The 13064-nt window shown below is 70.2% G+C and carries 12 protein-coding genes; 1 reads left to right on the top strand and 11 read right to left on the bottom strand.

What is annotated here, in order from left to right; translation table 11 throughout:
* Positions 1-186: 186 nt before the first annotated feature.
* Positions 187-1314 carry an alpha/beta hydrolase gene (locus DOO78_RS04625; RefSeq protein ID WP_111468545.1) on the top strand — a complete coding sequence of 376 codons (1128 nt, stop codon included), beginning with the start codon at positions 187-189 and terminating at the stop codon, positions 1312-1314.
* A gap of 60 nt (positions 1315-1374) precedes the next feature.
* On the opposite strand, the gene DOO78_RS04620 is transcribed toward DOO78_RS04625, so the two are convergent.
* The 11 genes from DOO78_RS04620 to DOO78_RS04570 all read right to left on the bottom strand — a co-directional run bounded on the left by DOO78_RS04620 (position 1375) and on the right by DOO78_RS04570 (position 13010).
* Positions 1375-2370, bottom strand: coding sequence for a branched-chain amino acid ABC transporter permease (locus DOO78_RS04620; protein WP_111468544.1), 996 nt, complete (start codon positions 2368-2370; stop codon positions 1375-1377).
* Between the two features lies 1 nt (position 2371).
* Positions 2372-3256 carry a branched-chain amino acid ABC transporter permease gene (locus DOO78_RS04615; RefSeq protein WP_111468543.1) on the bottom strand — a complete coding sequence of 295 codons (885 nt, stop codon included), beginning with the start codon at positions 3254-3256 and terminating at the stop codon, positions 2372-2374.
* A 106-nt stretch (positions 3257-3362) separates the two neighbouring features.
* Positions 3363-4577, bottom strand: coding sequence for an ABC transporter substrate-binding protein (locus tag DOO78_RS04610; protein WP_341538225.1), 1215 nt, complete (start codon positions 4575-4577; stop codon positions 3363-3365).
* Positions 4578-4608: 31 nt separating this feature from the next.
* Positions 4609-5838 (bottom strand): ABC transporter substrate-binding protein, encoded by a 1230-nt coding sequence (locus DOO78_RS04605; protein WP_111468541.1) that lies wholly within the window; start codon positions 5836-5838, stop codon positions 4609-4611.
* Between the two features lie 58 nt (positions 5839-5896).
* On the bottom strand, positions 5897-7078 hold the full coding sequence (locus DOO78_RS04600) for an ABC transporter substrate-binding protein (RefSeq protein WP_341538224.1): 1182 nt from the start codon (positions 7076-7078) through the stop codon (positions 5897-5899).
* 136 nt (positions 7079-7214) lie between these two features.
* Positions 7215-8444 carry an ABC transporter substrate-binding protein gene (locus DOO78_RS04595; RefSeq protein WP_111468539.1) on the bottom strand — a complete coding sequence of 410 codons (1230 nt, stop codon included), beginning with the start codon at positions 8442-8444 and terminating at the stop codon, positions 7215-7217.
* Between the two features lie 50 nt (positions 8445-8494).
* Positions 8495-9187 carry an ABC transporter ATP-binding protein gene (locus tag DOO78_RS04590; protein ID WP_111468727.1) on the bottom strand — a complete coding sequence of 231 codons (693 nt, stop codon included), beginning with the start codon at positions 9185-9187 and terminating at the stop codon, positions 8495-8497.
* Between the two features lie 47 nt (positions 9188-9234).
* Positions 9235-10011, bottom strand: a complete 777-nt coding sequence (locus DOO78_RS04585; RefSeq protein WP_111468538.1) for an ABC transporter ATP-binding protein — start codon at positions 10009-10011, stop codon at positions 9235-9237.
* 300 nt (positions 10012-10311) lie between these two features.
* Positions 10312-10896 carry an amino acid synthesis family protein gene (locus DOO78_RS04580; protein ID WP_111468537.1) on the bottom strand — a complete coding sequence of 195 codons (585 nt, stop codon included), beginning with the start codon at positions 10894-10896 and terminating at the stop codon, positions 10312-10314.
* A 14-nt stretch (positions 10897-10910) separates the two neighbouring features.
* Entirely contained in the window at positions 10911-11942 is a 1032-nt protein-coding gene (locus tag DOO78_RS04575) for a radical SAM protein (protein ID WP_165838716.1), read from the bottom strand.
* Positions 11943-12032: 90 nt separating this feature from the next.
* Entirely contained in the window at positions 12033-13010 is a 978-nt protein-coding gene (locus tag DOO78_RS04570; protein ID WP_279387770.1) for a lysylphosphatidylglycerol synthase domain-containing protein, read from the bottom strand.
* Positions 13011-13064: the final 54 nt, after the last annotated feature.

Raw genomic sequence — 13064 nt, 5'->3', positions numbered from 1 at the left:
GATCGGGGTCCAGACCACGATCCGCTCACCCCGGTTCGCGGACCATGGTCCAGGCCGTTGTTTGATCGCGTGATCCACGCCTTCGGTGCGCCCGCCTCAGGCGATCCCGCTCTCGCCCGGGCACCGCGCCGCTTCGGCCGGACGCAACCCGCGCTACACTGCGCGCAAACCCATCCGGAGGAGACAATGTCCACGCTTCCGCCCCTCGAGCCGGGCGTGCTGCCGCCCGGCATCCGCGCCCGCATCATCCCGGGCATCAACGGGCTGTCGGTGCATGTCCTCGAGGCGGGGCGAGCGGGCCAGCCCTGCCTGCTGCTGCTGCACGGATTCCCCGAACTCGCCTGGTCCTGGCGCCGGGTGATGCCGGCGCTGGCGGCCGCCGGCTTCCATGTCGTCGCCCCCGACCAGCGCGGCTATGGCCGCACCACCGGCTGCGACACGAGCTACGAGGCCGATCTGGCGCCCTTTCGCATGCTGAACCTCGTGCGCGACCAGCTCGGGCTGGTGGCGGCGCTGGGCTATGGGCATGTCGAGGCGGTGATCGGCCATGATTTCGGCTCGCCGGTGGCCGCCTGGTGCGCGCTGGTCCGCCCGGACGTGTTCCGCCGCGTCGCGCTGATGAGCGCCCCCTTCGCCGGGCCGCCCGCCCTGCCGGAGGAGACGCCGGCGCGCGCGCCGGCCCCCGATATCCATGCCGCGCTGGCCGCCCTGCCGCGGCCGCGCAAGCATTACCAATGGTACTATTCGGAGCCGGGGGCCGATGCCGAGATGTGGCATTGCCCGGAGGGCGTGCATGCCTTCCTGCGCGCCTATTACCACGTGAAGAGCGCCGACTGGCCGGGCAACCGGCCCTTCCCGCTCGCTGGCTGGACGGCCGAGGCGCTGGCGCAGATGCCGACCTACTACATCATGGATCTCGGCAAGGGCATGGCCGAGACGGTGCGGCCCGAGCGGCCCGATACCGCAGCGATCGCCGCCTGCCGCTGGCTGCCGGAGCAGGATCTCGCCGTCTATGCCGGCGAATATGCCCGCACCGGCTTCCAGGGCGGGCTCAACTGGTACCGCTGCCGCACCACGGGCCGCTTCGAGGCGGAGGCCCAGATCTTCGCCGGGCGGACCATCGACATCCCCTCGATCTTCCTGGCCGGGGCCAGCGACTGGGGGACGGAGCAAGTGCCGGGCGCGCTGCGGCGGATGCGGGAGATCGCCTGCACCCGGATGAGCGAGGTGCAGCTGATCGAGGGCGCCGGCCATTGGGTGCAGCAGGAACAGCCCGAGCAGGTGGTCGCGCATCTGCTCCGCTGGCTGGGCTGAGCCTCGCCGCAGGGGGAGGGCGATGCGGGCGGAGCCAGCCTCTCCGCCCGCCCGGCGAGGTTACAGCTTCACCTTCAGCAGCGCCGCCAGCTCGCCGATCAGGCCGCGCCGGAAGGCGAGCACGCAGGTGACGAAGATGACGCCCTGGATGACTGTGACCCAGGCGCCCATCTCGGCGAGGTAGTTCTGCATGGTGACGATGACCGCGGCGCCGACCACCGGCCCGAAGACGGTGCCGAGTCCGCCGACCAGGGTCATCAGCACCACCTCGCCCGACATCGACCAGTGCACGTCCGTCAGGGTGGCGATGCCGAAGACGATCGACTTGGTCGCCCCGGCCACCCCGGCCAGCGTGGCGGAGAGGATGAAGGCAAGGAGCTTGTAGTCATCCGTGCGGTAGCCGAGCGAGGTAGCGCGCGGCTCGTTCTCCCGGATCGCCTTCAGCACCTGGCCATAGGGCGAATGGATGATGCGATGCACGAGGAGGAAGCCGGCCAGGAAGACCGCGGCGACCACCCAGTACATCGCCATGTCGCGGTCGAGCGGGACGACGCCGAAGAGGTTGCCGCGGGGGATCGCCTGGATGCCGTCCTCGCCGCCGGTGAAGGGGGCCTGGACGCAGAAGAAATAGACCATCTGCGCGAGGGCCAGGGTGATCATCGCGAAGTAGATGCCCTGCCGGCGGATGGCGATCCACCCCGCCACCACGCCGAGCAGCCCGGCCGTCGCCCCGCCGATGAGGATGGAGATCTCCGGGCTGATCCCCCAGGCCTTGGCGGCATAGCCGGCGAGGTAGCCGCCCATGCCGAAATAGGCGGCATGGCCGAAGCTGAGCAGGCCGACATAGCCGATCAGCAGGTTGAAGGCGCAGGCGAAGAGGGCGAAGCAATAGAGCTTCATCAGGAAGACGGGGTAGAGCACGAAGGGCGCCACCCCGAGGAAGACGAGCAGGATCGCCAGGGCGACGAGCTGCGCCCGGGAGAAGCCCCAGGCGCCGCTCGATTCCTGGACCGCATCCGGGAGCGCGCCGGCGGTGATGGAGGTGGTGTCGGCCATGTCAGGCCCTCCCGAAGAGGCCGGCGGGACGCGCGAGCAGCACGATCGCCATGATGACGAAGATGACGGTGGCGGAGGCCTCGGGCCAGAAGACCTTGGTCAGGCCCTCGACGATGCCGAGCGCGAAGCCGGTGAGGATCGAGCCGAGGATGGAGCCCATGCCGCCGATGACCACCACCGCGAAGACGACGATGATCAGGTTCGAGCCCATCTGCGGGTTCACCGAGTAGATCGGCGCCGCCAGCACGCCGCCGACCGCGGCCAGCGCCACGCCGGCGCCGTAGGTGAGCGTCACCATCCGCGGCACGTTCACGCCGAAGGCCTGCACCAGCGCCGCGTTCTCCGTGGCGGCCCGGAGATAGGCGCCGAGCCGCGTCTTCTCGATCACCAGCCAGGTGGTGAGGCAGAGGATGAGCGCCGCGACCACTACCCAGCCGCGATAGACCGGCATGAACATGAAGCCGAGATCCCAGGCGCCGCTGAGCTCGGGCGGGATCCGGTAGGGCAGGCCCGAGGAGCCGAACTCGTTGCGGAACACGCCCTCGATGATCAGCGCCAGGCCGAAGGTCAGCAACAGCCCGTAGAGGTGATCGAGCTTGTAGAGCCGGCTGATGAACAGCTTCTCCAGGATCACCCCGGTGATGCCGACGATGATCGGCGCCAGCAGCAGCGCCCACCAGTAGCCGATGCCGCCCCAGGCGAGCAGCATCCAGGCGGCGAAGGCGCCCATCATGAATTGCGCGCCATGCGCCATGTTGACGATGTTGAGCAGGCCGAAGATCACCGCCAGGCCCAGCGACAGCATCGCGTAGAAGGCGCCGTTGATCAGCCCAAGCAGGAGCTGCCCGAACAGCAGTGGCGCGGGAATGCCGAATATGTCGTCCATGGCGGGTCGTCTCGGTCCTCAGTTCTCGATGGTTGGTCCGGTGCGCGCGGCGACCGGCCAGGCGGGAGCGGCGGGGCGGGTCGGCGGAAGCGCTGCCGCCGCCATGTCAGGTCTTCACCAGCGGGCAATTGCCCTCGGCGAGCGGGCGGAAGGCTTCCTCCGCCGGGGTGGTGGCGACCAGCGTGTAGAGATCCCAGGGGCCGCGGGATTCGCCCGGCGCCTTCACCTGGAACAGGTAGCTGGGATGGATCTTGCGCCCGTCGGCGCGGATGCGGCCAGGGCCGAAGGCGTCGTCATCCGTCGGCATGGCCTTCATCCGCGCCACGACATCGGCGCCGCTGGCCTTGGCCGCCGCCACGCCCAGATCGGCCACCGCCTTCAGGTAGTGGAACACCATGCCGTAGCAGCCGGCCGGCTCCATGGCCGACGGGCGGTTCTGGTTCTTCGCCTGCACCCGCTGGGTCAGCGCCCGGGTCCGGTCGTTCAGGTCCCAGTAGAAGGGCTCGGTCAGCAACAACCCCTGCCCGCTCTCGAGGCCGAGCGACTTCACGTCCGGCAGGCCCATCAGCAGGGCGGCGATCTTCATGCGGCGCTGCAGGCCGAACTCCCGCGCCCCCTTGATGGCGTTGACCGTATCGGTCGAGGCGCTGGCCAGGCCGAGCACCTTGGCCCCGCTCGCCTGCGCCTGCAGCAGGAAGGCGGAGAAATCCGTCGTCGCCGGGAAGGGATAGCGGGCGTTGCCGACCACGCTGCCGCCCTGGGCGCGGACGAAATTGCCGGTGTCGCGCTCCAGCGCATGGCCGAAGGCGTAGTCGGCGGTGATGAAGAACCAGGAGGTCCCACCGGATTTGACGATGGCGGCGCCGGTCGATTTCGCCAGCATGTAGGTGTCGTAGGTCCAATGCACCGTGTTCGGGCTGCAGTGCGGGCCGGTCAGGTCGCTGGTGGCGGCGCCGGAGTTCAGATGGACCTTGTTCTTCTCCCGCGCGATCTGGTTCACCGCCAGGGCCACGGATGAGGTCGGCAGGTCCGCCACGACATCCACGCCCTGGTCGAACCATTGCCGCGCGATGCTGGCGCCGAGATCGGGCTTGTTCTGGTGGTCGGCCTGCAGCACCTCGACGGCGAAGCCGCGGCTGCCGAAATCCTGCACCGCCTGCTGGGTCAGCGCCACGCTGCCCGGCCCCGCGGCGTCCCGGTAGGGACCGGACATGTCGTTCATCACGCCGATGCGGATCACCCGGCCGTCCTGCGCCCGTGCCCGCGGCAGGCCGCCCAGCGCCGTGGCGGCGCCGGCCGCCAGCACTCCGCGTCGGTTCATCGACATGCCCGGTCCCTCCCCTTCCCCTGGCCTAGGACTTGACGAGGTTGCAGCCGCCTTCGTTCAGCGGCCGGAAGGCCTCCTCCGCCGGCGTCGTCTGCAGCAGCTTGTAGTAGTCCCAGGGGGCCTTGCTCTCCGCCGGGGTCTTCACCTCGAACAGGTAGGAGGGGCAGAGCTTGCGCCCGTCCTCGCGGATCTTGCCGGGGCCGAAGGCGTCGTCATCGGTCGGCATCGCCTTCATGCGGTTGACGACATCGACGCCGGAGCCCTTGGCCGCCGCCACGCCCATATCCGCCACGGCCTTCAGGTAGTGCAGCGTGCAGGAATAGTTGGCGATGGAGGCCATGTTCGGCTTCACATCCTTCAGCCGCGGCTTCAGCCGCTCCGTCACCGCGCGGGTGCGGTCGTTGAGGTCCCAGTAGAAGCTCTCGGTCAGCACCAGCCCCTGCGCCGTCTCGAGGCCGAGCGCATGCACGTCGGGGATGAACATCAGCAGCGCCGCGAGCTTGACGCCGCCCTTCATCAGGCCGAACTCGGCTGCCTGCTTGATGCTGTTCACCGTGTCGGCGCCGGCATTGGCGAGGCCGATGACCTTCGCGCGCGAGGATTTCGCCTGCAACAGGAAGGAGGAGAAGTCCGACGTCGCCGGGAAGGGATATTTCACGCTGCCGAGCACCTTGCCGCCGGCGGCCTTGATGAAGCCGGTGGTGTCGCGCTCCAGCGCATGGCCGAAGGCGTAGTCGGCGGTGATGAAGTACCAGCTGTCGCCGCCGGCCTTGACCATGGCGCCGCCGGTCGACTTCGCCAGCATGTAGGTGTCGTACATCCAGGCGATGGTCACCGGCGTGCACTGGGCGCCGGTGAGGTCCGAGGTCGCGGAGCCGGTGTTGATGTAGGGCTTGTTCTTCTCGCGCGCGACGTTGTTCACCGCGAGGCCGACGGAGCTGGTCGGCACGTCGATGATGAGGTCGACGCCCTGGTCGTACCATTGCCGGGCGATGTTGGCGCCCACATCCGGCTTGTTCTGGTGGTCCGCGGTGACGACCTCGACATTGAAGCCCTTGTTGCCGAACTCCTGCACCGCCTGATGGGTGCACTGGATGCCGTAGGGGCCGCTGATGTCGCGATAGGAGCCGGACTGGTCGTTGAGCACGCCGATCCGGATGGTGTTGGCCGCCTGCGCGCGCGCGAGCCGCGGCAGGGCCGGCATCAGGGTGGTACCAACCGAAGCGGCGACGAATCCGCGGCGGGTAAGCGTCATGCGAACCTCTCCCTACCAGGCCGCCGGGCGCCCTGCCCGGATGCGGCCATGCCTCGCGCTAACTCTTGACGAGCGGGCACTTGCCATCGGCGAGCGGCCGGAAGGCCTCCTCCGCCGGCGTCGTCTGCAACACCTTGTAGTAGTCCCAGGGCGCCTTGCTCTCCTCCGGCGCCTTCACCTCGAGCAGGTAGGACGGACAGAGCTTGCGCCCGTCCTCGCGGATCCGGCCGGCGCCGAAGGCATCGTCCTCGGTGGGCATCGCCTTCATCCGCGCCACGATGTCGGCGCCGGAGGCCTTGGCCGCCGGCACGCCCATATCGGCCACCGCCTTCAGGAAATGCAGCGCCGCCGAGTAGCAGCCGGCATGGATGCAATTGGGGTGCAGGTTCGGCATCTTCGGCAGCACGCGCCTGGTGAAGGCGCGGGTCCGGTCGTTGAGGTCCCAGTAGAAAGTCTCGGAGCAGACCAGCCCCTGCCCCGTCTGCAGCCCGATGCTGTGCACGTCGGTGATGAAGAGCAGCAGCGAGGCGAGCTTGATGCCGCGCCGGGTGATGCCGAACTCCGCCGCCTGCTTCACGCAGTTGATCGTGTCGAGCCCGGCATTGGCCAGGCCGATCACCTTCGGCTTCGCCGCCTGCGCCTGCACCAGGAAGGAGGAGAAATCGCTGGTCGCCGGGAAGGGCGTGCGCACCGTGCCGAGCACCTTGCCGCCGGCCGCGCGGACGAAATTGCTGGCGTCGCGCTCCAGCGCATGGCCGAAGGCGTAGTCGGCAGTGATGAAGAACCAACTGTCGCCGCCGGCCTTCACCGTTGCGCCGCCGGTCGAGCGCGCGAGCTGATAGGTGTCGTAGGCCCAGTGGATGCCGGTCGGGCTGCATTGCGCGCCCGTGAGATCCGAGGTGGCGGAACCGACATTGAGCGCGATCTTGTTCTTCTCGCGCGCCACGTTCTGCACGGCCAGGCCGACCGAGCTGGTCGGGATGTCGAGGATGACGTCGACGCCCTGGTCGTACCATTGCCGCGCCAGGTTGACGCCGATATCGGGCTTGTTCTGGTGGTCGGCCACCAGCACCTCGACGGGGAAGCCGCGGCTGCCGAACTCGGCCACGGCCTGCTGGGTGCAGGCCACGGAGCCAGGCCCGGTATTGTCGCGGTAGGTGCCGGACATGTCGGTCATGACGCCGATGCGGATGGTGTTCGCCGCCTGCGCACGCGACAGCCGCGGCAGCGCGGTCGCCATGCCGGCGGCCGACACCGTGGCCAGAAGCCCTCTTCGTCCCAGCTCCATCCCGTCGCTCCCTTCATCCCTGCTGCGCCGGGTTGGCCCCGGCGCTTCTTCTTCCCCGCGGCCTCGCCCCGCGGCAGGCCCCGGAGGCTCAGCTCTTGACGAGCGGGCAGCCCCCCTCGGCGAGCGGCCGGAAGGCCTCCTCCGCCGGCGTCGTCTGAAGCAGCTTGTAGTAATCCCAGGGGGCCTTGCTCTCGGCCGGGGTCTTCACCTCGAACAGGTAGGAGGGGTGGATCTTGCGCCCATCCGCCCGGATGCTGCCCTTGCCGAAGCAGTCGTCATCGGTCGGCATCGCCTTCATCCGGGCCACCGCCTCGGCGCCCGAGGCCTTGGCCTGCGCCGCCCCCATGTCGCCGACCGCCTTCAGGTAGTGCAGGACCGCGGCGTAGCAGCCGGCATGCGACATCGCCGGCATGTTGCCGGCCAGGTGCGGCTTCACCTTGGCCGTGAAGGCGCGCGTGCGGTCGTTGAGGTCCCAGTAGAAGGTCTCGGTGCAGACCAGGCCCTGCGCCGCCTGCAGCCCGAGTCCATGCACGTCGTTGATGAACATCAGCAGCACGGCGAGCTTGGTGCCGCGCCGGGTCAGGCCGAACTCCGCCGCCTGCTTCACCGCGTTCACCGTGTCGGTGCCGGCATTGGCGAGGCCGATGACCTTGGCGCGGGAGGCCTGGGCCTGCACGAGGAAGGAGGAGAAGTCCGTGTTGCTCAGCGGATGCCGGACCGCGCCCACCACATGGCCGTTCTGCGCCTTGATGAAGGCCGTGGTGTCGCGCTCCAGCGCATGGCCGAAGGCGTAGTCGGCGGTCAGGAAGAACCAGCTGTCGCCGCCGGCCTTCACCATGGCGCCGCCGGTCGAGCGCGCCAGCATCCAGGTGTCGTAGGTCCAGTGCACCGTGTTCGGCGAGCATTGCGGGCCGGTGAGATCGGCGGTCGCCGCGGTGCTGTTGAGGTAGACCTTGTTCTTCTCGCGGACGACGCCGTTCACCGCCAGCGCCACGGCGCTGTTCGGCACGTCGACGATCACGTCGACGCCGTCGCGGTCGATCCACTGGCGCGCGATGTTCGAGCCGACATCCGGCTTGTTCTGGTGGTCGGCGCTGAGGATCTCCACCTGGAAGCCGCGGCTGCCGGCATCCTGCACCGCCTGGCGGACGCAGGCGACGGAGGTGGGGCCGGAGATGTCGCGATAGACCCCCGACTGGTCGTTCAGCACGCCGATCTTCAGCGTCGGGCCCGCCTGCGCCCCGGCCCTGCGGCCGAGGAGCGGCGAGACACCGAGGGCGGCGGCACCGGCCAGCAGGCCGCGGCGGTCAGTCAGCATCGTCCGGTCTTCTCCCTGCGGCGGCTCGGGCGCGGCGGCCGCGCCCCCTGTCAGACACCCAGATATTCGTGCAGCCGGTCCATCGAGGCGGCGAGGTCGGCATTCGCCACCGTGTCGACCACCTGGCCGTGCTCCATGACGTAGTGGCGGTCGGCCACGGTCTGGGCGAAACGGAAATTCTGCTCGACCAGCAGCACCGTGAAGCCGCGCTGCTTCAGCTCGCGGATGGTGCGGCCGATCTGCTGCACGATGACCGGCGCCAGCCCCTCGGAAGGCTCGTCGAGCAGCAGCAGCTTGGCGCCGGTGCGCAGGATGCGGGCGATCGCCAGCATCTGCTGCTCGCCGCCGGACAGCTTGGTGCCCGGGCTGTTGGCGCGCTCCTTGAGGTTCGGGAAGAGCGCGTAGATGGTGTCGAGATCGAGCCCGCCCGGCTGCACGACCGGCGGCAGCAGCAGGTTCTCGGTGACCGTCAGGCTGGCGAAGATGCCCCGCTCCTCGGGGCAGTAGCCGATGCCGGCGCGGGCGATCTGGTCCGAGCGGGCGCCGATCACCTCCCGGCCGTCGAAGCGGATGCTGCCGGTCCGCCGGCCGACCAGCCCCATGATGGCGCGCAGCGTCGTCGTCTTGCCCGCGCCGTTGCGGCCGAGCAGGGTCACCACCTCGCCCGAGCGGATCTCGAGCCCGACGCCATGCAGGATGTGGCTCTCGCCGTACCAGGCCTCGAGCCCCTTCACCTCCAGCATGGCCTGCCCCGCGGCGGCGGGACGGGCGGCTTCCAGCGTTGCCGACATCAGACCGGCACTCCCTCGGTCACGGTATGCGCCTCGGTCCCCAGATAGGCCGCGATGACGTCCGGATTCCTGGCCACGGTCTGGTAGTCCCCCTCGGCCAGCACCCGCCCGCGCGTCAGCACGGTGATGCGGTCGCAAAGGCCGGAGACCACCTTCAGGTTGTGCTCGACCAGCAGCACGGTCCGCCCGACCGCGACGCGCTTCACCAGCGCCACGATGCGGTCGACATCCTCATGCGTCATGCCGGCGGTCGGCTCGTCGAGCAGCATCATCTGCGGCTCCATCGCCAGGGTCGTGGCGATCTCGAGCGCCCGCTTGCGCCCATAGGGCAGCTCGCCTGCCGGCAGGCTCTCGTAGCCGGTCAGCCCGACATCGCCGAGCAGCGCCCGGGCGCGGTCGTCGTACTGCCTCAGCAGCGTGTCGGAACGCCAGAAGTCGAAGCTGCCGCCGCGCTGCCGCTGCAGGGCGACGCGGACATTCTCCAGCACCGTCAGGTGCGGGAAGACCGCCGAGATCTGGAAGCTCCGCACCAGGCCGAGACGCGCCACCTCGGCCGGCTTCATGCCGGTGATGTCGCGCCCGTCATACTGGATGCGGCCCCGCGTCGGCTGCAGGAATTTGGTTAGAAGGTTGAAGCATGTCGTCTTGCCGGCACCATTCGGGCCGATCAGGCCATGGATGCTGCCGCGACGGATCTTCAGGGACACGTCGCCGACGGCGACGAATCCCATGAATTCCTTGGTCAGCCCTTCGGTTTCCAGGATGGTGTCAGACACCCGGATCGTTCTCCCCGTTGCGGCAGGTCTGGGCATCCCGGACGCCACGCCCCCGTTCGGTGCAGAGCTCCGGAATGCGGTTGAGCGGTTTCTGGCGTGTCCCGCCACCCCGGCGCCATCCTGGCGCGGCAGCAGGCTCGGGACACCGTCCGTCGTTGCGGCAAGGTATGGCTGGCCGTTGGCCGAAATGCAAGGGAGTGCAGGGGCTTCAGCCCCGGCCGCGGGCCCCGCGACCCGACGAAACCCTGCGAGCGCCGTCGCGGCGGCGCCGGGTTCGCGCGGGCCGCGTGGCCCTGCCCGTCAGCGCAACCCGTCGCGCCCCTCGATCTCCGCCTTGCCGAGGCCGCCGATCCGCGGCCAGGGTCGCCCGCCATCGGTCAGCGCCAGGCAGAGCAGGATCTCGTCCGCGCGCGGGGCATCCGGCACCCGTGCCTCGATGGCATCGAAATGGCTGCGCACGAAGGCGGCATCCTTGTGCCCGAGCGGCACGTCGATCGCGGTGCCCGGCCCGCCCGACTTCTTGGCCGAGGGAATGAGGGCCGGCCCCTTGCCGAGCGCGGCCCGGACCGGGGCGCCCATCTTCGGATGCAGCAGCGCCGCCGCGTGCTCGAGCTCCCCCGCCTCGCCCACCACGGCGGCCTTGCCGAAGCTCTCCACCTGCTCGCCGGGGATGCCGAGGGCGGCGATGGCCCGCGCCGCCAGCAGCGCCCCGAGTTCCGCGCCCTGCTCGACCAGCAGGCCGAGATCTTCCTCGTAGCGGCCGGCGAAGGGATTCTCGATCACCGCGCAGGCCACGGCCCGCCGCACCGGCCGCGGCAGGTCGCGGCGCATCTCCCGCCGGGTCTCGTCGAGGAGGGTAACCAGCTTGCGGATGACGGCGGGCATCGCGACCCTCCCCGTCAGCCCGCGCCGGCCAGCCGCGCCAGCCGGCTGCCATGGCCGATCACGGCGCCGACCGAGCCGGCATTGCGGCGGTCGGCGAGCGCGGCGAGCGCCTTGAAGGGCCGCCCCTCGCGCATCCGCGCGAAGGCGTCGCCGATCGCCACCGGGAAATGCAGCATGATGCTGGCATCGCGGTAGCAATCGGTGGTGCAGGCCTGGCAGCCATCCCGCACCATCTTCTCCGGCGTGAAGTCCCAGACCGAGGAGAGCGGCGTCGCCCAGTCCTCGCAGCGCCAGAGGTCGTAATTCCAGTCCATGTAGAAATACTTGTAGCCGGCATGGCAGACGAAGCGCTCGCCCTGGCCGGAGAGCCGGCGCCGCATGTCGGCGATGCCGGCGCGCGGGTTGTGCACCGGGATGATGGCGCGCGCCGCCTCGGCGCCGTCGAAGGCGGCCAGCAGCTCCTCCTTCGACATGTCGACGAGATCGCTGTCCTCCGACCAGACCAGGGAGTTGGAGCCGAGCGCCGCCTTGCGCGGATAGGAGAAGGTGATGGCCGAGAAGCCGAGCGACTGCACGAAGCGCGCCAGCGCGTCGTAATCCTTCACCAGCCGCGTCATGGCGACCGAGGCGATCACCGTCACGCCGCGCGCCTGCAGGATGCCCGTGGCTTCCCGGATGCGCTTGCAGACGCCCTTCAGGCCGCGGTTCTTCTCGTGCACCTCGGCCTCGGCCGCGTCGATCGAGATGAACAGCGTGGTGATGCCGGCCTCCGCCAGCGCCTCCGCCTTCGGCGGCAGCAGCCAGCCATTGGTCACGAGCGTCGGCTGCACCCCCATGGCCGTCGCGGTGCGGACCATGTCGAGGATCTTCGGATGCAGCAGCGGCTCGCCGCCCATGAAGGTGACGAAGCGCACCCCGGCCTGCTCGCGCAGCCGCCCCAGCGCCGCCTCGAACCGCGCGGCGTCGAGAGAGCGGCGATGCGTCACGAAGCCCTTGTCATGGGCGAAATTGCAGAAGTCGCAGGTGGCGTTGCACAGATTCGTCACGGAAACGTTGCAGATCGCCGGCCCCCCGCGCGGCACGAGCCGCAGCAGATCCATGAAGCCAGAGCGCGCGCTCGCCATCCTCTGATCCCTCTAATCGGGGGCCCCGCCCCCGGATGTCCGCATCGGTCGCGCCCGCACTGGCACGCTCTCCGCCCGCTGCCAAGCGAGAAGACCCGGCAGGCTGAGCATGACCTCCCGGGCGCGGCGGGTAAGCGCCACCGCCAGCGCCAGCCCCGGCGGCACCCCGACCAGGGCGGCGGCGCCGATGATCGCCCCCTCCTGCACCGCCAGCGCCCCGGGCAGCATGAAGCCGGCATTGCGCAGCGCCTGGGCCAGGCTCTCGATCACCAGCGCCTCGGACAGGGTCACCGGATGCCCGAGCAGCCAGAGGACGCCGGCGATCTCCACCGCCCCCAGCAGCCAGGCGCCACTATGCCACAGCGTGGCGACGACCAGGCGCGGCCAATCGGCATGCAGGGCGAGGATTGCCGCCTGCAGCTCGCGGATCCATTCCGGGCGCAGCGCCGGCCAGCGGCGGGAGAGCCGGGCCAGGCCGGATTCGAGCAGGCGCAGCGGCAGGCGGCGTTGCAGCAGGATCATGGCCGCCGCGCCGCCGAGGGCGATGGCGAATCCGGCCGCCGCGAAGCGGACCAGCCCCTCCCCGTCGCCCCCGGCCAGCAGCAGGGCCACGCCGGCCAGGGTGAAGAAGAGCTGCGACACCGCCTCCAAGGTAAGGTCGACCGTCGCCGTGGCGCCGGCCATCTCGCCGGGGATGCCGCGCCGGCTCAGCAGCCGCGCCGCCGCCGCCTGGCCGACCAGGGCGCCGGCCGGCAGCAGGGCATTGGCGGATTCGCGGTACCAGCGGAGCAGCGCCATGGCCGGGATGGGCGGCCGCCGGGCCGGCGGCAGCAGCGTCCGCCAGGAGAGCGCGGTGAAGAGGATCTGCGGCAGATGCACCGCGACCGAGATCGCCACGGCGAAGGGCGCCTCGGCCAGGCTGCGGCGCAGCGCCGGCAGGTCGTCGTAGTTGAGCGCCACCGCCGCCAGCAGCACCAAGGCGCCGAGCAGCAGCCCGTTGCGGATGCCGCGCCGCCAGCCGGGCAGGCGCCCGGGCGCGGTCGC

The sequence above is a fragment of the Roseicella frigidaeris genome, assembly GCF_003258945.1.
In the GTDB taxonomy this organism is placed as follows: Bacteria; Pseudomonadota; Alphaproteobacteria; order Acetobacterales; family Acetobacteraceae; genus Paracraurococcus; species Paracraurococcus frigidaeris.
This window is presented reverse-complemented; position numbering and strand designations above follow the sequence as displayed.

What these genes read in the sequence shown, in the direction of transcription:
- DOO78_RS04625 (WP_111468545.1), top strand. Translation starts at nt 187, where the DNA reads ATGTCCACGCTTCCGCCCCTCGAGCCGGGCGTGCTGCCGCCCGGCATC.
- DOO78_RS04620 (WP_111468544.1), bottom strand. Translation starts at nt 2,370, where the DNA reads ATGGCCGACACCACCTCCATCACCGCCGGCGCGCTCCCGGATGCGGTC.
- DOO78_RS04615 (WP_111468543.1), bottom strand. Translation starts at nt 3,256, where the DNA reads ATGGACGACATATTCGGCATTCCCGCGCCACTGCTGTTCGGGCAGCTC.
- DOO78_RS04610 (WP_341538225.1), bottom strand. Translation starts at nt 4,577, where the DNA reads ATGAACCGACGCGGAGTGCTGGCGGCCGGCGCCGCCACGGCGCTGGGC.
- DOO78_RS04605 (WP_111468541.1), bottom strand. Translation starts at nt 5,838, where the DNA reads ATGACGCTTACCCGCCGCGGATTCGTCGCCGCTTCGGTTGGTACCACC.
- DOO78_RS04600 (WP_341538224.1), bottom strand. Translation starts at nt 7,078, where the DNA reads ATGGCGACCGCGCTGCCGCGGCTGTCGCGTGCGCAGGCGGCGAACACC.
- DOO78_RS04595 (WP_111468539.1), bottom strand. Translation starts at nt 8,444, where the DNA reads ATGCTGACTGACCGCCGCGGCCTGCTGGCCGGTGCCGCCGCCCTCGGT.
- DOO78_RS04590 (WP_111468727.1), bottom strand. Translation starts at nt 9,187, where the DNA reads ATGCTGGAGGTGAAGGGGCTCGAGGCCTGGTACGGCGAGAGCCACATC.
- DOO78_RS04580 (WP_111468537.1), bottom strand. Translation starts at nt 10,896, where the DNA reads ATGCCCGCCGTCATCCGCAAGCTGGTTACCCTCCTCGACGAGACCCGG.